Origin of the sequence: Paenibacillus jamilae (genome assembly GCF_050482105.1) — a bacterium.
In the GTDB taxonomy this organism is placed as follows: Bacteria; Bacillota; Bacilli; order Paenibacillales; family Paenibacillaceae; genus Paenibacillus; species Paenibacillus jamilae_B.
In genome coordinates this window covers 25509-50085 of the sequence record NZ_JBCNHI010000002.1, presented here as the reverse complement: position 1 = coordinate 50085, position 24577 = coordinate 25509, and the positions used below count along the sequence as shown (strand labels likewise).

General features: G+C 47.1%; 20 protein-coding genes and 1 riboswitch. Of the genes, 11 read left to right on the top strand and 9 right to left on the bottom strand.

The features are described from left to right. The first annotated feature begins 12 nt into the window (after positions 1-12). Both ABEW32_RS01065 and ABEW32_RS01060 read left to right on the top strand, forming a co-directional pair. On the top strand, positions 13-963 hold the full coding sequence (locus ABEW32_RS01065) for an ABC transporter ATP-binding protein (RefSeq protein ID WP_430183886.1): 951 nt from the start codon (positions 13-15) through the stop codon (positions 961-963). Further along, a complete protein-coding gene (locus tag ABEW32_RS01060; RefSeq protein ID WP_430183884.1) occupies positions 960-1805 on the top strand; it encodes a TatD family hydrolase in 846 nt (281 codons plus the stop codon). Before ABEW32_RS01065 ends, ABEW32_RS01060 begins: the two co-directional genes overlap by 4 nt. A gap of 175 nt (positions 1806-1980) precedes the next feature. Here the strand turns inward: ABEW32_RS01060 and nfsA are convergent, their stop codons facing one another. The 5 genes from nfsA to ABEW32_RS01035 form a co-directional block, all read right to left on the bottom strand. Further along, positions 1981-2724 (bottom strand): oxygen-insensitive NADPH nitroreductase, encoded by a 744-nt coding sequence (nfsA, locus tag ABEW32_RS01055; RefSeq protein ID WP_430183882.1) that lies wholly within the window; start codon positions 2722-2724, stop codon positions 1981-1983. Between the two features lie 239 nt (positions 2725-2963). Further along, entirely contained in the window at positions 2964-5420 is a 2457-nt protein-coding gene (locus ABEW32_RS01050; protein ID WP_430183880.1) for a heavy metal translocating P-type ATPase, read from the bottom strand. A gap of 114 nt (positions 5421-5534) precedes the next feature. Continuing rightward, a complete protein-coding gene (locus ABEW32_RS01045) occupies positions 5535-5735 on the bottom strand; it encodes a copper ion binding protein (protein WP_430183878.1) in 201 nt (66 codons plus the stop codon). A 55-nt stretch (positions 5736-5790) separates the two neighbouring features. After that, the gene (locus ABEW32_RS01040) at positions 5791-6141 is read right to left on the bottom strand and encodes a metal-sensitive transcriptional regulator (protein WP_016818842.1); all 351 of its coding nucleotides are present in this window, start codon (positions 6139-6141) and stop codon (positions 5791-5793) included. Positions 6142-6254: 113 nt separating this feature from the next. Then, positions 6255-7484 carry a multidrug effflux MFS transporter gene (locus ABEW32_RS01035; RefSeq protein ID WP_430183876.1) on the bottom strand — a complete coding sequence of 410 codons (1230 nt, stop codon included), beginning with the start codon at positions 7482-7484 and terminating at the stop codon, positions 6255-6257. Between the two features lie 202 nt (positions 7485-7686). Here ABEW32_RS01035 and ABEW32_RS01030 point away from each other — a divergent pair, with 202 nt between their 5' ends. The 5 genes from ABEW32_RS01030 (at position 7687) to ABEW32_RS01010 (ending at position 14663) form a co-directional block, all read left to right on the top strand. Then, on the top strand, positions 7687-8280 hold the full coding sequence (locus ABEW32_RS01030; protein WP_430183874.1) for a DUF5317 domain-containing protein: 594 nt from the start codon (positions 7687-7689) through the stop codon (positions 8278-8280). Positions 8281-8563: 283 nt separating this feature from the next. Further along, entirely contained in the window at positions 8564-10414 is a 1851-nt protein-coding gene (locus ABEW32_RS01025) for a bifunctional diguanylate cyclase/phosphohydrolase (RefSeq protein WP_430183872.1), read from the top strand. 253 nt (positions 10415-10667) lie between these two features. Continuing rightward, a complete protein-coding gene (locus ABEW32_RS01020) occupies positions 10668-12386 on the top strand; it encodes a copper resistance protein CopC (RefSeq protein WP_430183870.1) in 1719 nt (572 codons plus the stop codon). A 31-nt stretch (positions 12387-12417) separates the two neighbouring features. Beyond that, positions 12418-13167 carry a YcnI family copper-binding membrane protein gene (locus ABEW32_RS01015; protein ID WP_430183868.1) on the top strand — a complete coding sequence of 250 codons (750 nt, stop codon included), beginning with the start codon at positions 12418-12420 and terminating at the stop codon, positions 13165-13167. 248 nt (positions 13168-13415) lie between these two features. Further along, the gene (locus ABEW32_RS01010; RefSeq protein ID WP_430183866.1) at positions 13416-14663 is read left to right on the top strand and encodes a stalk domain-containing protein; all 1248 of its coding nucleotides are present in this window, start codon (positions 13416-13418) and stop codon (positions 14661-14663) included. 96 nt (positions 14664-14759) lie between these two features. On the opposite strand, the gene ABEW32_RS01005 is transcribed toward ABEW32_RS01010, so the two are convergent. Then, positions 14760-15143: a winged helix-turn-helix transcriptional regulator gene (locus ABEW32_RS01005; protein ID WP_430183864.1), complete on the bottom strand. Its 384-nt coding sequence runs from the start codon at positions 15141-15143 to the stop codon at positions 14760-14762. Between the two features lie 184 nt (positions 15144-15327). Between ABEW32_RS01005 and ABEW32_RS01000 the strand changes: the two genes are divergently transcribed. Next, positions 15328-16002, top strand: a complete 675-nt coding sequence (locus tag ABEW32_RS01000) for an NAD(P)H-dependent oxidoreductase (protein ID WP_430183862.1) — start codon at positions 15328-15330, stop codon at positions 16000-16002. An 84-nt stretch (positions 16003-16086) separates the two neighbouring features. Here the strand turns inward: ABEW32_RS01000 and ABEW32_RS00995 are convergent, their stop codons facing one another. Then, complete coding sequence (locus ABEW32_RS00995; RefSeq protein ID WP_016818852.1) at positions 16087-16467, bottom strand: TIGR02328 family protein; 381 nt, start codon at positions 16465-16467, stop codon at positions 16087-16089. 33 nt (positions 16468-16500) lie between these two features. Continuing rightward, entirely contained in the window at positions 16501-17757 is a 1257-nt protein-coding gene (locus tag ABEW32_RS00990; protein ID WP_430183860.1) for a DUF445 domain-containing protein, read from the bottom strand. 594 nt (positions 17758-18351) lie between these two features. On the opposite strand from ABEW32_RS00990, the gene ABEW32_RS00985 reads away from it, so the two are divergent. From ABEW32_RS00985 to ABEW32_RS00975, 3 genes are all read left to right on the top strand, one after another. After that, the gene (locus tag ABEW32_RS00985) at positions 18352-19233 is read left to right on the top strand and encodes an AraC family transcriptional regulator (protein WP_430183858.1); all 882 of its coding nucleotides are present in this window, start codon (positions 18352-18354) and stop codon (positions 19231-19233) included. Positions 19234-19290: 57 nt separating this feature from the next. Next, a riboswitch (cyclic di-GMP riboswitch) is annotated at positions 19291-19371 on the top strand. A gap of 229 nt (positions 19372-19600) precedes the next feature. Then, positions 19601-23158: a collagen binding domain-containing protein gene (locus ABEW32_RS00980; RefSeq protein ID WP_430183856.1), complete on the top strand. Its 3558-nt coding sequence runs from the start codon at positions 19601-19603 to the stop codon at positions 23156-23158. Between the two features lie 109 nt (positions 23159-23267). Beyond that, positions 23268-23939, top strand: coding sequence for a class D sortase (locus ABEW32_RS00975; protein ID WP_430183944.1), 672 nt, complete (start codon positions 23268-23270; stop codon positions 23937-23939). Between the two features lie 85 nt (positions 23940-24024). On the opposite strand, the gene ABEW32_RS00970 is transcribed toward ABEW32_RS00975, so the two are convergent. Further along, positions 24025-24492: a cupin domain-containing protein gene (locus ABEW32_RS00970; RefSeq protein WP_430183854.1), complete on the bottom strand. Its 468-nt coding sequence runs from the start codon at positions 24490-24492 to the stop codon at positions 24025-24027. Between the last annotated feature and the right edge of the window lie 85 nt (positions 24493-24577).

The following is a 24577-nucleotide window of genomic DNA, read 5'->3' as shown; positions in this document are numbered from 1 at the left end:
GACGTGGCACCTATGAGTCTGCATCCGACTGACTTGACATCACCACACATGGCTCATGAGCAGCAACAAGCCGGGGATCCGCAGGTAATGACGCCTGCTCCTCCTGCTTTGGAATTGGACGGGATCAGCCTCGCCTTCCAGAAAAAACGAAGCACACTGCCTGTACTGCAGAATGTGTCCCTCACCGTCAAGCCGGGAGAATTCGTCTCCCTCGTCGGTCCGTCGGGCAGTGGCAAAAGCACGCTGTTTCACATCATCGGCGGGCTGCTCAAGCCGCATCAGGGACGTATTCGTATGCATGGACAGGACGTGACTGGTGAACGCGGTCATATTAGCTATATGCCTCAGCAGCCTGCCCTTTTCCCGTGGCGCACCACGCTGGACAACATACTGCTCGGCCAAGAAAATGCACCACGAAAGGATGCAGCAGCGAACTCCCGATACGTCAGCGAACGTGAACGTCGCAAAGTAGCCTTGCAATGGCTTGAGCAGGTTGGGCTGGGCAAGTTCGCGAAAGCGTATCCGCATACGCTATCTGGTGGTATGCAGCAGCGTGTGGCCTTTCTTCGCGCCCTGCTCAGCCCACAGGAATTAATGCTGCTGGATGAGCCGTTCAGCGCACTCGATGCGCTGACACGTGCAGACATGCAGCAATGGTTATTGCGAATGTGGGAGAAGAACCGCCGTTCTGTGCTGTTCATCACCCACAGCATTGAAGAAGCGCTGCTGCTCTCCGACCGCATTTATGTGCTGTCGGCGCGACCTGCTTCTATAATGCATGTCGTAGACGTTCCTTTTCCCCGCCCGCGTAGGGAAGAAATCACCCTCGATCCACGCTTTATGGAATGGAAGCGGACAATGACTGGCTGGATGCGCGAGGAAAAATACAAACTGGATGGCGATATGGACACCGCTGAAAGTGCTCGTAAAAACACCCTGAACGATGAGGCAAATTTCTTATGAATGATTGGAACCTGCACTCTGCATTCAGATTGAACGCAGCAGCAACTGCTCCCTTAATCGACGCGCACATTCATGTAGACAGCTACCCGCCTGAGCAACAGGAGCTATTGCTCGCTTCGCTTGCCGACAACCATGTAGAAGCCATTATAGCCGTGTCCATGCATCTCGCCTCCAATCAAGCCAACCTGCGCCTGGCTGAGCGTTGGCCCGGGCTAGTACGTCCAGCCTTCGGCTTTCATCCAGAACAGGCTCTGCCACCACAAGCCGAGCTTGACTTGTTGTTTGACTGGATGGACGAACATGTACAACAAATGATTGCGGTAGGTGAAGTCGGCCTGCCCTATTACAATCGGCTGGAAGCCTCACGCAGCGGAGATGCTTTTGACCTCGCTCCCTATATAGCACTACTGGAGCGATTTATCCAGTTTGCAAGCAAGCATAACAAGCCTATCGTGCTGCACGCCGTTTATGAAGACGCAGACATCGCCTGTGACCTATTGGAACGCCATAGCGTTACGCAGGCGCATTTTCACTGGTTCAAGGGCTCAGCCGCCACGATCGAACGCATGGCCGGAAACGGCTATTATATCTCCTTCACACCGGATCTCCTGTACGAAGAAGAGATCCGCAGTTTGGCAAGACAGTATCCGTCTGAACAGGTTATGGCAGAGACAGACGGTCCATGGCCGTTTGAGGGCCCTTTTACCGGACGGCAAACGCATCCACGGATGGCTGCCGAGGTCATTCGCGCGTATAGCAAGCTGACCTGTCAAGATGAAGCTGCTGTCCGTCAATTATTTTATGATAATACAAGCCGCTTCTACTCCCTGTCTAACTCATAAAGACATATCAGCTATTTACTAAAGGCTCACAATCACAACTTGTAGTCAAAGCAAAGAACCTCCTTATGTACGCGAAACTTTATCCTGCGTAATTAAGGAGGTTTTTGTAATTTTACATACACATGTTGCTCAAATGCCGCACATACATTGCAGCGTTTTTTGTCAATGCTCCGCTTTATTGCTTCAAGAAGCCCTTTTGTTCCAAAAATGGCTTCAACTGCAAGCGCGCTGGCTCGGTCAATCTCGCCGCCATTTGCTCAGACCAAGGTGTAGAGCGTTGACCGCCCGTACGCTCCTTCAAATATTCGGCTGATGTGTGGTCGTACACCTCTACAGCTTTCATCGTTTGATTTTTGTCGTAACCGTTCATATGCAGCACACCGGACAATGGAAGACGCGGGCGCAAGCCCGTTTCCTGATCCGGTACACCAATGCACATACCGAACACTGGATATACCAGCTCTGGCAATCCCAACAACTCGGATACCTCTGCTATTTTAGTACGAATGCCCCCAATGTAAACGATGCCCAAGCCGAGTGATTCAGCGGCCACTGCTGCATTTTGTGCAGCTAACGCGGCATCGATGGTTGCAACCGTATAATTTTCAACGGACCCTTCATAGGAAGGCTGGCCTGGCTGATGATGAATCGTCGCCTGCTTCAAACGATACAGGTCTGCGCACCATACCAGAAATGTCGGACATTGCTCAACGTAAGCCTGCCCCCCTGCCAACTCGGCCAGTTTTGTTTTTAAAGAAGGCTCGGTAACGGCAATAGCAGTATATGCCTGCACATTGCTGGACGAGGATGCCATTTGGCCAGCTGCCACAATAGCTGCGAGCTGCTCGTCGGTAATGGGGTCTGACTTGAATTTTCGCACAGACCGGTGGTTCATCAACAAGGAAATCGTATCATTCATGACGGCTTCACTCCTAATCCATAATATAAGCTCTTTATCTGCTTCAAGCTGTGAGTACACGAAAAGGTTCTTGCATGCTTGCATGGCACTCCTACAAATATTATGAAACTTTCGCGAATGATAAGCAACCTGACGCAATGAAGGACGACATCATGAAATACATAAAATAAAAAGACAACAAAAAAGCAAGCACGCACAAAAGCCAAAATTGTGCGTACCTGCCTAATACATCACTACACTTACAGCTTCACCCGTTGAAGACGCAGCGCATTCAGTACAACCGAAACAGAGCTGAATGCCATGGCGGCTCCCGCCAACCATGGAGCAAGAAAGCCCAAAGCAGCAATCGGAATGCCGATCACGTTGTAACCGAGCGCCCAAAACAGATTTTGCCGTATATTCGTCATGGTTCGGCGGCTCATTTCGATCGCATCAGGAATGCTGTTTAGGTTACCACGCATGAGAGTAATATCGGCAGCCTCCATGGCCACATCCGTACCCGTGCCCATTGCCATTCCTATATGAGCTGTAGCCAGCGCTGGCGCATCGTTAATACCGTCCCCGACCATGGCTACGATCTTGCCCTGTTCCTGAAGCCGCTTCACTTCCTCGGCCTTTCCTTCAGGCAACACTTCGGCCAGTACCCGTTCAATTCCCGCCTCGGCGGCAACGGCCTGTGCCGTCCTTTCATTGTCACCCGTAATCATGATGACCTCAATGTTCATCGCCCGCAGACGGGCAACGGCTTCCCGTGATGTTTCCTTAATTGTATCCGCGACGGCCACTAATCCGGCGTAGGAACCATCTACAGCGACAAGCATCGCCGTTTTCCCTGCGCCTTCCAGTTCATTCATTTGCTGCTCGGTTGAGTCATCCATCGCGATGCCTTCTCTGCTCATTAATCGGCGTGTGCCCACCAATACCTGCTTGCCTTCCACAGAGGCCTTCACACCGTAGCCCGGGATATTTTCAAAATCCGTCGGTTCCACCAACTCAATGCCTCGATCAGCAATCCCTTTTACAATGGCTTCCGCCAGTGGATGCTCCGAGCTTTTTTCTGCCGCACCGAGCAATCGCAGCAAATCTGTTTCAGCCAGGCTGCTTGCTCCAACCATAATATCTGTCAGCTCTGGCTTGCCGTTCGTAACCGTACCCGTCTTATCCAAAATCACTGCGTTGACGGAACGGGTCATTTCCAAATGCTCACCGCCCTTGAACAAAATACCGTATTCAGCAGCACGTCCCGATCCTGCCATAATGGACGTTGGGGTAGCCAATCCAAGCGCGCAAGGACAAGCAATGACGAGAACTGCAATCATTTTCTCCAATGATCCTGCAAAATCAGACGGTGTGACAAGGAAAAACCAGACGAGAAATGTTATCACGGCTACAGCAACTACGATAGGGACAAAGATACCTGAAATTTGATCCGCAATCCGCTGAATCGGGGCCTTGGAGTTTTGCGCATCCTCCACGACCTTAATAATGCGGGCCAACGCCGTATCACCACCCACACGCTCAGCCTGGATACGAAGTACACCGTTTTTATTGAGTGTAGCTCCTGTGACTGGAGAACCCGCTCCTTTTTCAACCGGAAGACTTTCACCACTTAACATGGATTCATCCACTGCCGAACGTCCGTCCACGACCACACCATCGACGGGAATTTTCTCTCCTGGACGCACAATAAAGATATCCTTTACACGCACCTGTTCAAAAGGTATATCCAGCTCTTGTCCATCACGTACCACACGTGCCGTTGTCGCCTGTAGGTTCATCAAGCTTTTGATCGCCTCAGACGAGCGCCCTTTGGCTACCGCCTCGAACCATTTACCGACCAGTATAAGCGTAATGAGTACCGCGCTAGTCTCGTAATACAACTCTGGCATGGTCATAACAGGCATTCCCGTCATTCCCTCCATGGCATCAGACGGATGCAGGGTAAGGTACAAGCTGTAAAAATAAGCCGCAGACGTACCCAGTGCAACTAATACATCCATATTCGAACTGCCGTTGCGAAGCGCTTTGTACGCGCCCACATAAAACTGCCATCCAATAATGAACTGAATTGGTGTTGTCAATACAAGCTGGAACCATGGATTCAAGAACAGTTGCGGTACATAAATCCATGAGGTAAAGGAAAAATGAGCTACCATCGCCCACAACAACGGAAGCGACAACACTGCCGATATTATCCACTTCCATTTTTTACGTTGGATGTCCTTACTGCGAACCTCCGTAATATTGTCCTCAGCGCTCTGCGGGATCGCTCCGTAGCCCAGCTGTTCAATCTTGCTTACCAGATCACTAACCGTCGTACTCCCAGCAGCATATTCCACATGAGCTGTTTCCATCGCCAAGTTTACCGTAGCACCTGTTACACCTGGTATCCGGTTTAATCCTTTTTCAATTCGAGCTGCGCAGGCTGCACAAGTCATGCCCGTTACATTTAAATTGGCTTCTTCACTCACAGTTCCAAAACCAAGAGAAGCAATTTTATCGCGGAATTCAGGGATTTCCACCTGCTTGGGATCATAGGATATGGATGCCTGCTCCAAAGCCAAATTCACATTAGCGTGCGCTACGCCGTCTATTCGATTCAAACCTTTTTCAATGCGGCTTGCGCAGGCTGCACAGGACATCCCCGTAATATGAAGCGTTGTATGCTTATCACCGTCGGTCGCACGGTTTTCCATAGTAGCCCTCCTTCTACATACCCCAGTGGGGTATATTATATCCAAAAAGAAAAAGCTCCTAGTATGGAAGCTTCTCCTTCGAACAAATCTGTTCACGCATAAAGCATCTTAATCTTAAACAACATCATAGCCTTGGTCTTCAATAGCCGTTTTCAGCGCTTCAACATTCAGCTTGGATTCGTCATATTCTACACTTACTTGTTTTGTTTCGAGGCTGACCTTGCCGGTAGCGCCTACTTTTTCCAAAGCTCCTTCTACTGCTTTCACGCAATGATTGCAGCTCATGCCCTCTACGTTCAATGTAACTTGTGCCATTTTCATTTCCTCCTCAAGGGTACGTCCATACCCATAATGTGTATATCTGCTACTTTTAACGGATTAGCTTCTTAACCGTAACCAGCAGCTCATCAATCACTTCTTGCTCTCCTGCCTGCATGCGCTCAATGACACAACTCTTCATATGCCCTTCCAGCAGTAGCTTGCCGACACCATTCAGGGCCGACTGAACAGCTGCAATCTGGTTCAGCACATCGTCACAGTAAGTGTCCTTCTCAATCAAGCCCTTAATCCCGCGTACCTGGCCTTCAATACGGTTTAACCGGGAGACAAGGCTGTTCTTGAATTCCGCCGAATGATGACTTTTTCTAACTGTCTTCTCCCCATCTGTTCCACAATGAGTCCCGTGGACTTCAGTGTGGGAAACAGGTTGCTCCTCAGCCATACATCAGCCTCCTGTGTGGTGTAATGCACTCATGCATTTAATATATCTCCATCATAATATACCCCCATGGGGTATGTCAACATCCCTGAAAAATGTCACCATTTTGCCTTGTTTTACACTTTTGAGCGTACTTCCTTGGCAAGTACAGCAAAGCTTAACAACGCGCCAAGCTCAGCTATAGCAATAACAACCGCCATCGGTACGGGAGTTGTTCCACTCCCCAAGCCTACCAACGGTGAAGCGATGGAGCCCAGCAATAGAGGCAGCAAGCCAAGCATGGCGGACGCACTGCCTGCGGAACGCTGCTGACTTTGCATGGCCAGTGAAGTCGTCGTTGTACTCACAATACCTACGCAGGATACGACAAAAAACATCGGAATCAATACGGCTAACAGTTGGCCTCCAGTAAAAGCTACGGTAAGCAAGCTGATCCCGGCTACAGCCGCAATCACCAGACCCGACAAGAGCAACTGTCGTTCGCTAAATCGACCCACGAGTCTACCCGTCAACTGGGAAAACAGCACAATACCCAAACCATTCACTGCAAAAATGATGCTATATGTCTGAGGAGAAACCCCGAAAATATCCTGAAGTACGAAAGGCGAGCCAGCGATGTAGGCGAACATCGCCCCTGTAATCAGTGCCTGCGAGAGGGCATAGCCCATAAAGCGCCGATCCGTAAACAGATGACCGAGTGTTCCTAACGTCTGCTTCAAGCCACCGGATGAACGGCGGTTCGCTGGCAACGTTTCTGGCAGACCCAATACGACGGCAATCAGCATAGCCACACCCACTACACATAGCACCATGAATACACCGCGCCAGGAAACAAAATTTAAAATGACACCGCCCAGCACAGGTGCAGCAATGGGAGCCACGCCGTTCACCAGCATGAGCAGTGAGAAAAAACGTGTCAGTTCTTTGCCCGAGTACAGATCACGGGCCACGGCTCTGGAAATCACAATCCCCGCCGATCCCGTAAGCCCTTGAATAAAGCGAAGCGCAATGAGTACAGCGATATTCGGCGCAAACACACATAGCAACGATGCCGCAGCGTACAGAATAAGCGAGATCACCAGCGGTCCTCTGCGCCCCCTCACATCGCTAAGCGGACCGGCAACGATCTGGCCAACGGCCAGCCCCAACAGACAGGCTGTCAGACTAAGCTGTGCCAGCGAAGTAGTCGTATGCAAATTGTCGGCTAATGTAGGCAGTGACGGCAAATACATATCTATGGACAATGGTCCGAAGGCACTTAGTGCACCCAGAACAAAGGCAATCCATAATATTCGTGATTTGGTCATATCTGCGGCAACCATTACCGTATTGGATAACCGATTCATGATAATAATCATCCTTTTCACCAAAATATAAATAATAACTTCGATATATTATGATATCATTCATTTCGTCTAGCTTCGAATAATTACACGCTAATCCGCGATTTTTTTTCAAAATTGCTATAAATCAGGCAGGAATTTACCAATTTCAGGTCGAATTACACGGTAACCAAAACAAAAAAATTGTAGAATCTGGAGAATGATAATGGTCTATGATGGAGTGCTGCTGGGTCTCATTGTAGGTCTGTTCAGAGGAGGCTGGCGGCAAGGTCTGGTTCGGTTCAGTCATATTCGCCTTATAGCCGGTTGGATGTTCCCCCTGCTGCTGGTGGTTCAATTCATTATTTATTATGCTCAGGAAAAGTGGGCTTGGCTGGCAGCCATTAATGGGTATCTATTTATGGGAGTTTACGTAATCGGCTTGATATTTCTCTGGTTGAATAGACATCACAAGGGATTCAAGCTTATTTTAATCGGCGTTTTGATGAATTTTATCGTTATGGCAGTGAATGGCGGAAGAATGCCGGTCTCGTTGAGCGCTTCAGAAGTACTGGGTCCCTACTATACAGATATGCTTAAATCCGGAAGTGTCATCTCGAAACATTACATGATGGATGCGAGCACACGTTTATCATTGCTTGGTGACATCATTCCCCTTTCCAAGCCCTATCCCCGCACGCAGGTGATCAGTATTGGAGATGTCGTCATGAACTTCGGGATGTTCCTGTTTATTCAAAATGTAATGGTCGTGAAAAAAAATAAGGATAATCAGCAAGAAGCCAACCCCCGCCATGCCTAGTTCAGGCCTTATTCCAAGGAAGGGAGGGAACCGTATGAAAAACTTGAAATACTCCCGTGTGATTATCAATGCTATTATCGTTGCTTCTGTTGTAATCGCGTTGACTTCCGGTTACAAAATTGGAGGCTAGTCACCGATAAAGAAAAAAAGGAAGCACAGGCTTAACAAAACAGGCTGGATTCCGGCCTGTTTTTTCATGTGAAATTTTCGATTACAAAATTGTAAATTATCCCATTCACCCCTGGTAGCTTTGACATCAAGATACGACAAGGCAGGAGAAAAAATGATGAGTATATTAAAAAAGCTGCAAGAACAGGTTACCACGACGGGAATATACGTATTTTTCATGTGTATGATAGGCCTGATCGTCCTCTTGTATACGAACCATTGGTCCTTTTTGCACTATTCGACGACAGAGTGGGTCACGATCTATTCCCTATTGGGAGCAGTTCTGATTTTGGAGCATTTTACATTCCAACTGCCACCAGCCAGTAACAAGCAGTCCATGGATTCCTCCGTGTACCTCGCTTGTATTTTTGTGCATGGCACTGAAATTGCCATTTTGATTTTGTTGTTTAATGTAATCATCGCAGCGTTTCGACACACAGAGCTGTCCTGGTGGAAGCATGCCGTCAATTTTTCCATTTACGCACTTTCCATTTTCCTGTCGTCAACCGTATTCGAACTAAGCGGCGGAACGCAAGGAGCCTTAAACGAGGACCATTTTGCTTCCTACCTGCTCGCATTAATCTGCTACTTTATAGTAAATATAATCACCCTAGGCCTTTATTTTTATATCGCATATAAAGGGTCGTTCAATGAGCTGAAACAGGCTTTTTTGGCTGAATCCCTGCTTGTATACTTATGTACACTCATCCTGTCTTTGGTGCTGACCACGCTGATTTATTACAATGGCATTTTAGGACTTTTGCTGTTCCTGGGGCTAAGCATGCTCTTATCCCACGCTTTCAAGCAAATGTTCACGATGTATCGGGAGATTGAAGAAAAAGCCAATACGGATCGCAGAACAGGACTGTACAATCACAGCTACTTTGAAAACACGCTTGAGGCTGAATTGAATATATCCAGATCGCAGAATACTCCCCTAAGTCTGGCGCTGATTGATATTGATGATTTCAAAAAATATAATGATCATTTCGGCCATCTTAAGGGCGATCAGCTACTGGGGTTCCTCGGAGGGTTCCTTAAAAAGGAAACGTTCGGTACTCACATCACTGTATCTCGCTATGGTGGTGAAGAATTCACCCTGCTTATGCCCGATCATACTGCTGAACAAGCTTATGAAAAGGTCAATGCTATTCGAAAAAGACTGAATGATTCCCGTTACGAGGGAGTCGAAATTTTCCCACACGGCTGTCTGTCCTTCTCCGCAGGCATTGCACAAAGCCGCATTGACATCTACGACAAATCACAGCTGGTCGATCTGGCGGATAAAGCTCTGTACTACGCCAAGAAACAGGGCAAAAACATCGTTCATATCCACGGCAGTTTAAATGAAGTAGAACGCGAGGTCGATCTGGGCCAGGATATTCGTGATCTGGAGCAGCAGCTTAATCTATTCTTGTACAAGGATATTAACACCTTCAAGCATTCCAAACGGGTATTCAGATATGCAGCAGACATGAGCGATGTACTTCAGCTCGGACCGAAAGATAAGCGGCGTTTTTTGCTGGGAGCCCTCATTCACGACATTGGAAAGCTAGAAATCCCCTGGAATATTCTTAACAAAAAAGAGAAGCTGTCCGGCGAGGAATGGCGGATGGTACAAGCTCATGTCATGTGGGGCAAACGTATTGTCGAGGCCAACGAACGATTCACAGATTTAGTTCCTTTTGTGGAGCTGCATCATGAACGTTATGACGGTGGAGGCTATCCGTTTGGCTTTAAAGGCGAGCAAATCCCACGGCTGTGTAGGATGCTGACGATCATCGACTCTTTTGATGCAATGACCACCGAGCGTCCTTATCAACCGACCAAAACATTTGAGGAAGCCATCGAAGAATTGAAAAATTGTTCGGGTAGCCAATTCGATCCCGAACTAACGGCTATTTTTATCCAATATATCCAACATAAGCAAGCTGCTTTCACACAATCCATAGAAGTGGGTCTCTAATGTCTCATACGTCTTCCTCTTTATCCCTACCGTGAATGAAATCCAGGCGATTCCATTCACGGTAGGGATTTTTCATAAGATTCGCACTTTGCATCATGCTTAATATTTCAAATTTCATATAAATGTCATAATTCGCTCCATCTATTCACGCTATATGCACTATGATTAAGATAGGAATTGGTTTGTCCGTATAAAATGTTACAAATGAGGATATCCTCGCTTCAAGTAATAGAGAGAAGGTGACTTCACAGGCATGTTGTACCTGTCCAGACCAGCCCGTGCGGCTTGTCTTTTATTGCTGTGTCTCCCTCTTCTGCTCCTGTTTCCTCACTCATCGTGGGCTCATGCATTTGTCGTTGAATCCAGTCCGACCGAAAATCAGGTTTTGGATAAGTCTCCTTCCCAGGTGACCATCACCTTCAACGAAGATTTGCAATCTGCCTTCATGTCCATCAAAGTGACCGATGAAACAGGCAAGCGGGTCGACACTGGAAAAGCACAGCTCAACCCAGAGCACTCATCCACCATGGAAATCCAATTGATTCCAGGGATGAAGAATGGTATTTACACCATCACTTGGAGAGCTTTGTCCGCAGACGGACATCCAGTCAATGGAGTGATTCCATTTCAGGTAGGCAGCGGTTCCAATGCGTATAACAATCAAGCTACCGCTTCTGAAGGCTCTGGGGCATCACGAATCGACTTAATCGCGGTCCGTTGGTTCTTTTACATAGGGCTATCGTTGCTTTTTGGAGCGATTTGTTTCCGACTGTTCCTCATACCAAGCATGAACCGAGACAAAAATCGCAGTGAACAGCAGATACTTCATCAGCGGCCCTCTGACACATTACCTCGCTGGAGTAAGCTGCTATGGAGCGGCTACGGCATTACGTCTGCTGCCATTTTAATCAGCCTACCGCTCCAGGCGTCCTGGGATGCCGGCGTTTCCATCAGGGAAGGCTTCTCACTCCCCATTCTGGGAGAAGCTCTTCAATTTACTGGGGCGGGGCAAATCTGGTTTATCCAGATGATTCTCGTGCTGCTTCTGAGCGTTACGCTAATTTATGCGGTGGATCAAAGCATTTCCAATCGCCAGCGCCGAGTGTGGGGCTACAGCTCCGTACTACTAACGCTGAGCCTTATGTTGTCCAAGGCCTTTGTCGGGCATCCGGCAGCAGCTATCCATGCATCTCCAGCCATTGTGGCAGATTTCGTCCATCTGGCGGCGGCAGCCTATTGGATCGGTTCACTTGCCGTTATGGTGGTGTGTCTGCCTGCTGCTGGATCGGAGTTGCCTGTATTCCAGCAGGCCGCTCTGCGGCAAGCCGCCCTGCGCCGCTTCGCTGGCTGGGGCATTGCTATGGTAGCGGCGCTACTCGCCACTGGTATCTATGGAGCGGTGCTGTACATACCGGCTCCCTCCATGCTGCTGAACACGTCCTATGGACTCGTTCTGCTCGGCAAAACAGCGCTACTGCTAGTGATGCTGGTCTTCGCGGCCAGCCAGTTCCGTAGCGCTCGGCAAGCGGTGGCGAGCAAGCGGGCCGCCGGAGGATTGCGGGCCGAGCTGTCCGTCGGCCTGCTTGTGATGCTGCTGGCAGCGGTGCTCACTCACCTGTCGCCCGGCCAAGCACCTGCTGTACCGTTTGAGGAGACTCGCGCTACTGGCGGATACAGCGTTACACTCGCAGTCAGCCCGAATACTGTGGGTAACAATGAATTTAAAGTGTCCGTTCAGGATAGCAAGGGTAATGCCGTTCCAGGAATTCAACAAGTCACACTAACGCTTACCCCAGCCGATCCTGACCAAGATCAGCAGGAATTTGTTCTGCCCGTGAAGCAGCAACAGCCCTTCCGCAGTCAGGAATTGATAACCTCCGAAGGAGCATGGGCGGTAAAAGTACATGCCCTGACGGCATCACTCGATGCGATTGATGCTGAATTCACTCTGCAGGTAGGCGGTAAAAAATAATTATTTTTATCTTAAAAGGAGCGAAATGAATATGAATACAACGATTCAAACAGCAAAATCCAGGTTTTCCAGGTTAGTAACCTCTATGGGTCTAATGGCAGCTGGTGCCTTGCTATTTGCAGGTATGGCCAGTGCGCATGTGACGGTCAAGCCTTCCGTTTCACAACCTAATGCGTGGGAAACGTACACGTTGAAAGTGCCTGTGGAAAAAAACATCCCAACTACCAAAGTCGCTTTAAAAATTCCTAAAGAGGTCGTTTTCAAACAATACGAGCCTGTACCGGATTGGAAGGTAGCCACTGAAAAAGACAGTTCCGGCAAAATAACTACTGTCACTTGGACGTCTGAAAAAGACGGAATTCAAGCGGGTCAGTACCAACGCTTTAGCTTTGTAGCACAAAATGCAGACCAGAATACTGCAGCAGCCTGGAACGCCTTCCAATATTACAGTGACGGAAGTATTGTGGAATGGACAGGCGATGAAGGAAGCAACAATCCTCATTCCATTACTACAATCACGGCGGATGCTACACCAGAGGCTCCTGCTTCTGCTGCAGACAGCGGACATGACTCGACAGGCACCGCAGCGGGCCATGCGAGCACAGATAAGGCTAAAGATAGCAGCAGCACCGCACCGACCTCAGACAATGCTGCTGAGACGACGCCTGCTGCTTCAGCTCCAGCAAGCTCTGCTACACAAACCACAGCACTTGTCCTCTCAATCATTGCAGTCGTTCTTGGTGCCGTAGCTGTCGGCATTGTACTCAAACGCCGCAAGTAATCTGGGTTACAATAAAATATAAGACCATTTTAAAAAGAAAAAGCTGACACCGTTTTAAAAGGTGTCAGCTTTTTCTATATGAAAAATAACGATGTTTTTCTTATACTATTCAGCTTAAATACATACTCAGATTTATCTCATCCTATCATTTCGCATTCACCTATCTATCATTTTTTTGGTAAAATGGTAGAAACCTCACGATTCTAACATGATAGCATTGCAATCTATTGAGCATAGGAGATCATAGGATGAAAATCGTAAATAAGGCTTTGTTATCTAGCGTTATCCTTCTGAGTACCGCAGCGGGCATCTATAGCCCCATGGCACAAGCGGAGGCGAGTAAGATTAGCATCATGCTGGACGGATATCCATTGCCGTTCCCTGTACAGCCTGCCATGATGGACGGCACGACGATGGTTCCCTTTCGCGCTATTTCTGAGGCTCTGGGCATTACTGTGAAATGGGATCAAGCCAGCCAAAGCATCACCGCTACCAAAACGCAAGGCAATGCAACCAAGCAGGTAGTTCTCAAAATGGGGAGCCGCAATGCCACAGTAGACGGACAAACCGTTCAACTAACAGCCGCACCGCAAACCGTGCGCGGCAGCACGATGATCCCGCTGAGCTTTTTCGGGCAACAGTTTGGAGCCACAGTGAATTGGAATCAGGGAACACGGACAGTCTCTATCACATCGCCACGTGAAGCTATGTATACTGTAGGCTTCTATGCGCTGTCTTCCTTTGATCAAAAAGCGAAAATACCAAATTTTAATACCGTTGCCTTCGGCTGGAGCAGAATTGATACGAACGGACAATTCACAACGACTGGCAAAGAATATAAATGGCCTCAAGCTGCCGGAGCTGTAACGCCTGAGTCTATTCTACAGGAAGCAGATAGCCAGGGAACTTCCCCTTACCTGATGGTTTATGCTGTCGATGGTAATCATGAGCTAACCAAGGTTTTGGAAAATGCGCAGCTTCAAGAACAGACCATTTCCCAAATCGTCAGCACTGCCACCGATAAGCAATTCAAGGGCATTACGTTAGATCTTGAAGGATTAGGCTGGAGCGGCGATAAAGCTAAAGCTCGTTCAGACTACAACGCCTTTATTAAAAAGTTATCAGCCAAAGCTCATCAAGCCGGACTCAAGCTCACCGTCGTTCTGCATCCATTGAACAGCTCCTATGCTGGCTATGACTACAAAACGCTGGGCAATCTGGCGGACGATCTGATCATCATGGCCTATGATTACGGACAAAAATCTACACCCGAGCCATTGGATAAAGTGGACGAAGCCATACAATTGGCGTTGAAGGAAACCTCACGGGATAAGCTCATCTTGGGTATTTCAATGGGTAGCGAAAAAGACAGCACCGTTAACGCCAAGATCGGATTAGCCAAACGTTATGACCTCAAAGGAATCGCTATCTGGCGTCTGGGCATCATCGGAGAAACAGCCTGGGCACAGATGAACGAGGCCATCGAGTTTAAATAAGTTTATATTTTATAGAAATACCCCGTCCTTATTCTGCCCGCTAATGATTCTCATGCGTCTGCATGAAATCATCGGTGGGCTTTTCTCATGTTTATTTTAGCAAAAATGCTTGCCTGACTTGGAAATTGTCGCCACAGGCTCGCAACCCTGTTCTCCGTAGAAGATCCCCCAGTCCCTCATAAAATCCAGCAACGGTCTTAACGTATCTCCCAACGGGGTAAGCGAGTACTCCACACGCGGTGGGTTCTCGTTATAAATTTCACGATGCACAATGCCATCACGCTCCAATTCGCGCAACTGTAAGGTTAGCATCCGCTGTGTAATATTAGGGAGGGTCCGTCGAATTTCATTATAGCGCCGTGGTCCTGTGGTCAAATGATACAAGATGACTCCCTTCCATTTGCCGCCTATAATCCCAACAGTTGTCGCGACAGGACATCCAAAATTAACGCTAACTGTATGTTCCATCTCCTGTGCCATGTATTCCCCTTCTTTCTACAGGTTGTAGACTAATAGCCCCAGACCTACAAGGTACAAATATGTGCGTACTTGTTGCCGCAAAAAACTTTCTATATGATGACTATATATTCGATATCAACTCTCATTATAGTAGCAGAAAACCAATGGAGTACCAACTAAACCTATAATAAAAGGAGTACATTTCATGTCCAATACATCAGCTATAAAACAGGAAATTCTGGATGCCTTTCTATTCAGACATGCCACGAAAGAATTCGATCCCAATCGCATTATACCAGAGGAGGATTTTCAATTCATTCTCGAAACTGGACGACTTTCCCCAAGCTCTGTAGGATTTGAACCGTGGCAGTTTGTGGTCGTACAAAATCAGGCATTGAGAGAAAAGCTGGCGGCGGTTTCCAGTGGTGGTCAAAAGCAGATTCCAGCGGCCAGCCACGTCGTTCTGATTTTGGCACGTAAGGATGTACGTTATGATTCTCCTTACGTGGAGTACATGTATAAAGAGGTAAAGGGGATGTCTGACGAAGACTTTGCCTCACTACCGGGACGTTATAAGATTTTCCAAGGTGAAAATCAACGTCTGCTGGAAAACGAACGTACGTTATTTGACTGGGCCTCCAAGCAAACCTATATTGCCTTGGGCAATATGATGACAGCAGCAGCTCAGATTGGCATTGATTCCTGTCCGATAGAAGGCTTTAATCGTGAACAGGTACATGCCATTTTGGAGGAAGAAGGACTGCTGGAGGACGGGCTGCTGGATATCTCAGTCATCGCCGCCTTCGGTTATCGTGCTCATGAACCCAAGCGGGAAAAATCCAGACAACCCCTGGAGAAGGTCACACGCTGGGTCCTGTAACCTGGTCCCCATACCTCTTAAAGCATTTAAAAAGCGGGCTTGCGGTGCTTCATCTGAATGATGAACACACCGCAGCCCGCTTTTTTAGATCACTTCAATCTCTATTAAAATTCCTTTGGAAGCCAGGTTATCCAGACACTCCTTCATATATTCGTCATCATGCTCCACATATGCGTCCGCGCCTGCCAGTTCCTCGCCTAGCTCCGCTTCCCAAGGTTCACACTGCTTACCACGATACAATGGCTGTTCCCATAGTGGATCAACATTGTAGCCTCTGCTTTTCATTTCATCCATAATGAGCTTATGATAGCGTACCAGCAGCATGGGGTGATAGTCGAACACATAATTCACTGTGGCGTGTGGCTTTCCCCACCCGTTCCCCCGCAGGGCACAACACTCACGATGTTGTCCCAACAGTTGGGGACGGGGCAGCTTGCCAATCAATTGTTCATGCCAAAGCCTCATGCTTCCACAACCTTATCTGTAGCTTTTTCTGTATTATTGGATTAGCATACGGATACCTGTCAGTACAATACCGATCAGGAAGCCTGTTACTGCGCCGTTAATACGTATCCACTGCAAATCCTGTCCCAGTTTGTCCTCCATCAGTGCAATCAGGGATTTGTTATCCATTTTATCTACATTTTCGCGCACCAGGTTACCAATCCGACTATGGTTAGCCTCCACGAGGCTCGTAATTCCTTCCACAATTCGTGTATTGATTTTATCCAGCAACTCGGTATTCCCTCTTAAGTCAGCCAGCATCCGATCCAGTAGTGGCAAAATATAGGTCGGCACATAGTCTCCATCTTCCATGTAGTTCAATAAGCGGATACGAAGTTCTTCCATTTTATCGAGCACTGACGCTTCGCCTTCCCAAGCTTCAATAAGGCTATCCTTCCAGCCGTTTAGCCCTTCCTGAACTGTATCCTTCGTCGCCAATCGGGTCACCTGTGTTCTCAGACCGTCAATCACGGCCAGACGACGCGGATGCTCTTCTCTTTGCAGCTCAGCTACCTGATCCAGCAGGAAATGACGAATCATTTCACCCATGCGCTCTTCGTTCAGATAGCCGAGGAAGGCGTTCAAGGCAAATTGCATCAGTCCGCTCACTTGCAAACCACTAACAGCCTGCATCCCTAAGGTGCCAAGTGTATAGCCTGTTTCCGGTCGCAAAAGCCAGGATTCCGCCTGCTCCAGCGTGTAATCAAGTGCGCGAATATCATAGCCCTTCTCACTGGATTGGCGGGCAAGCGCCTCCAGTAGCGGTCCGGCATCGATGTCAGTCACCTGTCGCTTGATCTCAGCCACGATAATCGGAGCCAATTCCGTGAGCGGGAGCGACTGAACGAGCCGCTTCGCGAGCACATCTATTGATGCTGCCGCTTCTGGGGTACGCAATCCTTTCTCTACTCCGTTCAGCACCAGCTCCGCCAAACGAATATCTGCAATCTTAGAAGCAATACTGTCTTTGTTCAGCAAGTTATTTTCCACCGTATTTACCAATGCGTTCGTGAGCTTGTCCCTATTTTTGGGAAGAAGCGCCGTATGGGGTATTGGGATGCCTAACGGATGACGAAATAATGCCGTGACAGCAAACCAATCTGCCAGTCCCCCAACAAGTCCGGCCTCAAAGGCTCCAGCTAACAAACGAGCCCAGCCAAATTGCTGAAATGGCACCGTGGCTGCAAATCCTGCCCCTAGAATAACGAGCGACCAAGCCGCTGCGGTTTTCGTATTTTTTGGTTTTTCCATCCTGTAATCCTCCAAACTGACTATCGAATAAGTAGTGCACTATACATGTATTACCCATCATATCATCGCCCGTGTGATTTCCAAAGTTGAGAACACTTTTCATTCAACACATAAGAACATTTTTTGCGTAATTTTTCATGCATATATCTCTCTTTTTTACATTCATGTTCGTGAACCAAATCACAACACTGGGTCCAAAATCTCATTTTTAATAATAAGCCTTACGAACCATTTTAACAGAACCAAGTCCCAAATTTCTCAAACCGAAAGGAGAAGTGAATGGAAAAGTTGAATGGGCATGTAAGATATTTTTTTCAGCACTAATTCTATGTTTGACCCCAGAAAGGATTTGAATCCATGATGACCCCAGAATTCTTTCAACAAAATTCGACCCTTTACATGGACGATTAGAATAAATATCCATAAGAAGCGAGACTTCTATAAAACTCACACACATAATTTGATATATAGACATATTTAATGTGATAAAATAAACTTTTATAAATAGTAAATCATGTTTAATCAGCCATTATATATTGGTAAATCAAACCAAGATAAGCTAGATAAAATTGCTTTTTTGTAAAGGAATTGAATATGACAACAGACCAAAAAAACAACGAGGGCCTCTGGAACGGTGAACCTGTCGTAATTGTACGAACTCCCTCCGCTTTTGCCAAGCAATCCCTTTTATATATTCAGGAATTAGGCTATTTCCAAAAAACCTCTGATTTCACAATGGAAAGGAAGGAGCTCGCCTCCTTTTTGCTTGTTTTTACACTGTCTGGTAAGGGAGAATTACTGTACCGGGACAAGAAATACATTTTAAAACCTCATGATTTATTTTTTATTAATTGCGAGGAATATGTGCAATACTGCAGCTCCGGTGATGAAGCCTGGGAGTTTATCAGCTTATACCTGTACGGCAACCTGATCGAACACTTTTACGAACAATTTGCCAAGCATAATAAACCGGTCATATCCATGCACAATCCGCATATTATATTGGACAAGCTGCATGCCCTAATCTGCGGTCAGTCTGATCGAAGCCTTTCCGGCGAGCTGCTAACGTCCAGACTGATTGGTGAAATACTGACCTACATATTGCAGCATCCCTATGACCATCGGCATGTCAATGCTGGAACGCTCAGTGAAGTCCGCCGGGTGCAGCAATATTTGGACCAATCCTACTGCGAGCGAATTACGCTGGACTCACTGGCAGACATGTTCAACTTAAACAAATTTAACCTTGCTAAAAATTTCAAAAAACAGATTGGATTTTCTCCAATCGATTATCTGATTAATGTTCGGATCACAGCCGCTCAGGGATGGCTTAAAACGAGTGACATGTCCATTGTGGATATTGCAAGGTATGTAGGGATTCCCAATACGAGCCATTTTATTAATTTATTCAAGGAACATATAGGGGAAACACCGCATTCCTTCCGCAAAAAATGGGGAAAACGTTCCAAACCGTAAACTGTAAATGTGAGATTACATGAACTCCGTTTGATAGACGATAGACGCACAAGCTATTCAAGCTAACGGCAAAACTGTCGAAAGACAGTGACGCAAAACTATAGGGCCTTCCTAGACGGGTGGCAGCCAGTTACCAGGTGAACGAGCTTTTTATTATGTCTTTTTTACATAGCTCCACCACAAAACGCTATATCTCTCTTGAAGAAAAAACCTTGATCACTATGATCAAGGTTTTTTCTGTTGGAATAGTCATGTCAGCCTAGCATGCTGAATATACTATTTTCGAACTAGGAGGAGGGAAGGAGAACAATATAACACAATCGCTGAAGCTTGCCATATTACAATGAATAGGAGAATTACTTGGAGCATGGGAACAAAAATAAAAGTTATGATTATTGCCTTATTGCTCATTGTCCAAAGTTTTTTCAGCACCACACTGGCTTACGCGGATACTCCAGCCCCTGAACTGCCACAAAGTGCTGTATCCGATCCTACACATACCGTTACGGATGCCGTATACGCGGCCCCAAACCTTGAACCTTCTAAGGAGGTCCCTTCAACCACGGTTTCTTCCGTTCAAGGAGCAGCTTATTCAAAGTCTCAAACCGAAACTGCTCCCCAGAATATACTAACAAAGTTGACCCTAACGGACGAAGCCGGGCGTGTCATTGATGCGGTATATAATCCTGGCAGTAAGTTCGACATCGGATCAGCCATCCAACTTGCCTATGAATGGGAGCTTCCTGACAATACGTATACAGCAGGGGATACTTTCACCTTTCACTTACCAGAGCAATTTGTTATCTACACTGATATCTCATCTCCACTATTGACTACAGACGGGACTGTGGGTTTTTTTACAGTGGATCGTCAGGGCAAGGTTATCATGACCTTTAGCCAATATGTAGAGAATCATTCCCGTGTCAGCGGCAAGCTACAAATCAAAACCGAATTCAAAAAAGAAACGGTGAAGGGCAGCACAGAAGTCATCATTGCGATTCCAATTAAAGGCGGAGTTCAAACGGTCATCGTAAATGTGAAACCCCAGTCAGGCCCAACCTTAAGCAAACAAGGAAAAATCAATGGCACCCACCAAATCGACTGGGCCATTGATGTGAACAAACAGCTAAATAACGTAAAACACGCCCTCATTACCGATCCAACTCCTTCAGGGCTGGAACTCATGAGAGATTCTATCCGACTCTATCATTTACAAGTCAATATCGACGGCTCGACCGTCGTTCGAGATCTGGTGAATACGAGTAAATATACCATTGAAACAGATCCAGGCAAGGCAGGATTCGCGATTCGTTTTCAAGATGATAGCATTAGCACTGCCTATCAGGTCCAATACTCCACGCGCATTACTGGTACCGAAACCCGATTTTCCAACACAGTGACGCTTTCAGGAGATGCGATAGATAACGTTGCTGCCACTGCTACGGTTCAAGTGGAGCATGGTGAATTTTTGTCCAAAAAGGTTGAAAAGTATGATCATGCCACACAAACACTCTCGTGGGCCATAAAATATAACTTTGGTGAGACAAAAATTCCCGAAGCCAAAGCCCTTTTAATTGATCATTTCAACAAGACCCAAAATTTGCTACAAGGTTCTTTGAAAGTATTTAAGGGAAATACACTGGAGGAGCTTCCATCGTGGGCGTACACTGTCATCCCGGTTGATTATCCCGACCGTAACGGGTTCAAACTTCAATTCAACTTCGACGTAGATTCAGCCTATACCATCCGATATCAGACCCAGGCTAGAGGCCGCGTCTATAAAGATGAAAAAATTACAAACATCATCACCTCAGATGGAGTTCAAAAAGTCATATCGACGGAAATCACAAGCGGAGTTATGACTAAAGTGTATGACACGCCCAATTACAACACCAAAGTCATACCTTGGGTGATCACCATTAACACAGACTCATATACCATGAAAAATATTGTCATTAAGGATGTGTTCCCCAATGGGGGTCTCGCCTTGTTGCCAGACACCCTGAAAATTCAAAGTGTTGACGGTACAACAGAACTATTCGCACCCATGGATTATGAGCTAGTTCCACGATCACCAGACTATAAACAAGGGTTTACGCTTCATTTTCATAAAACGATACAAAAGGCTTATACGATCAAGTATTCAACCCTCTACAACAATGATTGGAAAACAGATACGACGAAGCCCGAATTTCGCAACAAATCCTTTATAGATTATCAGTATGAAAATGGTGAAACCTCGTCACATGAGGTGGAATGCCCGATCTGGCCGGACTATATGACACAACGGAACGGGGCCAAGCAAGGAAGTTATAATGCGAGCTCCAAGCTCATTACCTGGGATATTAAAGCCAACTATAATCGCAAGATCCTGAATCACGCAGAAGTGAGAGATGTCTTATTGCAAGGTCAGAGGTTACTGCCTGGCTCCGTAAAAGTATACGATATGACCTTGCTGGGATGGTGGGATGGTGTACAAAAAGGGGCTGAAATTCCGGCAGATCAATATATGACGATCCTCCCCACTGAGCAAAATGGTAATGAATTGCGTATCCAGTTCAAGAAGCCGATCCAAACTCCGTACTGGATTACCTTTCAAACCTCATTGGAAGGAGAACTGATTCAAAAGGAAATTCATAATCAAGCCCTACTACTCGATGGACAAAAGACAGTCTCCGAGTGGGCAGCTCAAGTCACGGTACCTCATGGCGGAGAATATGTGTCTAAAGCCGGTGCACAAAATGGAAATAAGATCGACTGGAGCATCCGTATCAATGAAGGACAATCACATGTGTCCAACGCTAAAATAGTCGATCAGCCTAGCAGCAACCAAATCTTAATTGAAGATTCCTTCCATTTATACTCTACAATCATGGCTGCCAATGGAAATACCACCAAGGGTACCGAATTAATCAAAAACCAAGATTACTGGCTGCATATCAAAACAGATCCTCAAGGTCAGCAAACTTTTGAGCTTGCTTTTGCCAAGGATATTTCCACTGCTTTTATTCTTGAATACCAATCGTTCATTCATGCCGAGGATAAAGCCAAGGTGAGCAACAAGGTTGCTTTTGCAGGAGATCGTTTGACGACAGAACTGCGGGAAACCAGTCAGGAAATCATCGTACGGACGTCTTCTGGCTCCGGTTCTGGTGGGGGCGTAACCGAAACTCTTGAACTGACCAAGGTGGATCAGGATGCTCCCGACAGGGTACTGCCTGGCGCCCGGTTTGCGCTCTATGATAAGGGACAAAAAAGAGCACCGCTTATACAAACGACCAATGCGGAAGGCAAAATCATCTTTTCCTCCTTGCTTCATGACGATTACATTTTGGAAGAATTGGCAGCACCGGAGGGGTACGCAATCACAGAGGGTAAGCTTGAGATCAGAATAGACGCAGCACTCCAACAAGGCTCTGGTATAAAGAAGGTTGTGATCACCAATCGTAAAGAAAAGAAAAACGAACCCGAAACACCTGTAGACCCAGGCACACCTACCCACCCAGAGCCGTCTCCCCCAGCGGGAGGCTCCGGGAAAAAACATGATAAAGATCCCGAGGTGCCTGTGACACCATCTATAACCGTTCCTCCGTCACTGCCAAGGCCTTCGGAAGACATTGTCCCTCCACGGGAGGAACCCGCACCCACACCGCCGCCAGCAGCCCGAGAGGAACCCAAAGCACTGCCTGAACCACCAGCCGTCATGCCTCATCAAGATCCGTCTTCTCCAGTGGAGCCAAAAGACGAACCCAAACCCAAACCTAAAATCCGTCTCCACGTTCCGGAGAAAGAACCGAAGGAACCACCTGCGGTGCATCAGTTGCCTCAAACAGGTGAAAGCAGCTCCGCTCCGTTTTATTGGATAGGCATAGCCATGTGTATATGGGGCGTATTTTTGAGATTTAGACGGATACCCAAAAAATAAAAATCGTTCGCCTGCCCTGATCCCTGTCTCACTCCCGGTTGGAACGAGACAGGAATGGGGCACTTTTTAAAATTATGTATCATCCATACATTGCTTAGGGGAGATGATACTGCTGAATCTGCGTAAACTTTCCTATGTGTTTATTGGGTTGGGACTACTCTTTATTTTGTTTCCTAAAGCAACCGAATGGAATGAAGATCGAGAACAAAACAAGCTGTTACACGCAGCGGAGTTATCACTAGAAAAAAGCAACTTGGTATGGCCTCCTAGTCTTACGCACAGCTATACTCGCTTGTCCACTCGAATAGCGGAAGCTCCAGTGAGCGAAGCACGGCCACATACCTTTCCCTCCCCCGCTCCCAATGCCGGTGCTAATGAACAAACTCCCATAGCCACTATTAGCATAGGTCGTATTGCTTTAAAGCTCCCTGTGCTGGAAGGCGCAACGAGGAAAAATATGAAATATGCCGCAGTCCATATGCCGGAAACGGGAAAGCTGGGACAAGTGGGGAATGCTGCTATTGCTGCTCATCGAGCCCGTACTCCTGGACGTTTATTTAATCGTCTTCATGAACTGAAGATTGGAGATACGATTGTTGTTCACGCTCAGGGTAACCAGTACATGTATAGAGTTTACAGCATAAAGGTAGTTGATCCTACGGACGTGTCTGTTTTGAAAAGCTTCAAAAACTATAAACTGCTCACGCTAATTACATGCGACCCTCTCGTGAACCCCACTCATCGTCTCATTGTTCAAGCCAAACTAAGCACCCAAAGCTAACTAAGGCACTCAATTCTATAGATAAAAATAAATCAGGCGGGCCATTCCTGCTCATTTTACAGAAATACACCCGCCATTGTTTACATCATGATTCAGTTGAATTCTTGGCAATCAGCTTAAAATCATCAAAGTGGAATCCTGGTGCAACAACACAGGTTACCAGCACAGGCTCATCCCCCAACGGACGTGCCGTTTGCCATACTGTTCCTGGCACGAGTGCTTGTGGATGTTGTCCTGCCTCCACATCTGCACCAACGATAATTACCGTTTCTTCGCCAGGCTCTTCTCCGCTTCCACCCAATTTTAACTCTACAGGACTACCGCTATGGTATAGCCACAGCTCATCTGAATGGACCACATGCCACTCGGAGAACTCGCCCGGATGCAGCAAGAAATACGTCGACGAAGCTGCAAAGCGCGGACCGGAATATACATCCGGCAGTACAGGCTTCGGAATTTGAAAATTGGCCTTCCACATCTCTTTGTACCAGCCGCCTTCTGGATGGGGCTCCATGCCCAATGCCGTGACTAGCGGTGAAATAGCTTTCGTCATTGTCTATCCTTCCTTTACCCTAAATTCCTTCTCCCCTACTGTAAAACATAGCGCTGCTTTTGTCACGTTTCTCACTCGGCATGTC

What these genes read in the sequence shown, in the direction of transcription:
- ABEW32_RS01065 (WP_430183886.1), top strand. Translation starts at nt 13, where the DNA reads ATGAGTCTGCATCCGACTGACTTGACATCACCACACATGGCTCATGAG.
- ABEW32_RS01060 (WP_430183884.1), top strand. Translation starts at nt 960, where the DNA reads ATGAATGATTGGAACCTGCACTCTGCATTCAGATTGAACGCAGCAGCA.
- nfsA (WP_430183882.1), bottom strand. Translation starts at nt 2,724, where the DNA reads ATGAATGATACGATTTCCTTGTTGATGAACCACCGGTCTGTGCGAAAA.
- ABEW32_RS01050 (WP_430183880.1), bottom strand. Translation starts at nt 5,420, where the DNA reads ATGGAAAACCGTGCGACCGACGGTGATAAGCATACAACGCTTCATATT.
- ABEW32_RS01045 (WP_430183878.1), bottom strand. Translation starts at nt 5,735, where the DNA reads ATGGCACAAGTTACATTGAACGTAGAGGGCATGAGCTGCAATCATTGC.
- ABEW32_RS01040 (WP_016818842.1), bottom strand. Translation starts at nt 6,141, where the DNA reads ATGGCTGAGGAGCAACCTGTTTCCCACACTGAAGTCCACGGGACTCAT.
- ABEW32_RS01035 (WP_430183876.1), bottom strand. Translation starts at nt 7,484, where the DNA reads ATGAATCGGTTATCCAATACGGTAATGGTTGCCGCAGATATGACCAAA.
- ABEW32_RS01030 (WP_430183874.1), top strand. Translation starts at nt 7,687, where the DNA reads ATGGTCTATGATGGAGTGCTGCTGGGTCTCATTGTAGGTCTGTTCAGA.
- ABEW32_RS01025 (WP_430183872.1), top strand. Translation starts at nt 8,564, where the DNA reads ATGATGAGTATATTAAAAAAGCTGCAAGAACAGGTTACCACGACGGGA.
- ABEW32_RS01020 (WP_430183870.1), top strand. Translation starts at nt 10,668, where the DNA reads ATGTTGTACCTGTCCAGACCAGCCCGTGCGGCTTGTCTTTTATTGCTG.
- ABEW32_RS01015 (WP_430183868.1), top strand. Translation starts at nt 12,418, where the DNA reads ATGAATACAACGATTCAAACAGCAAAATCCAGGTTTTCCAGGTTAGTA.
- ABEW32_RS01010 (WP_430183866.1), top strand. Translation starts at nt 13,416, where the DNA reads ATGAAAATCGTAAATAAGGCTTTGTTATCTAGCGTTATCCTTCTGAGT.
- ABEW32_RS01005 (WP_430183864.1), bottom strand. Translation starts at nt 15,143, where the DNA reads ATGGCACAGGAGATGGAACATACAGTTAGCGTTAATTTTGGATGTCCT.
- ABEW32_RS01000 (WP_430183862.1), top strand. Translation starts at nt 15,328, where the DNA reads ATGTCCAATACATCAGCTATAAAACAGGAAATTCTGGATGCCTTTCTA.
- ABEW32_RS00995 (WP_016818852.1), bottom strand. Translation starts at nt 16,467, where the DNA reads ATGAGGCTTTGGCATGAACAATTGATTGGCAAGCTGCCCCGTCCCCAA.
- ABEW32_RS00990 (WP_430183860.1), bottom strand. Translation starts at nt 17,757, where the DNA reads ATGGAAAAACCAAAAAATACGAAAACCGCAGCGGCTTGGTCGCTCGTT.
- ABEW32_RS00985 (WP_430183858.1), top strand. Translation starts at nt 18,352, where the DNA reads ATGACAACAGACCAAAAAAACAACGAGGGCCTCTGGAACGGTGAACCT.
- ABEW32_RS00980 (WP_430183856.1), top strand. Translation starts at nt 19,601, where the DNA reads ATGGGAACAAAAATAAAAGTTATGATTATTGCCTTATTGCTCATTGTC.
- ABEW32_RS00970 (WP_430183854.1), bottom strand. Translation starts at nt 24,492, where the DNA reads ATGACGAAAGCTATTTCACCGCTAGTCACGGCATTGGGCATGGAGCCC.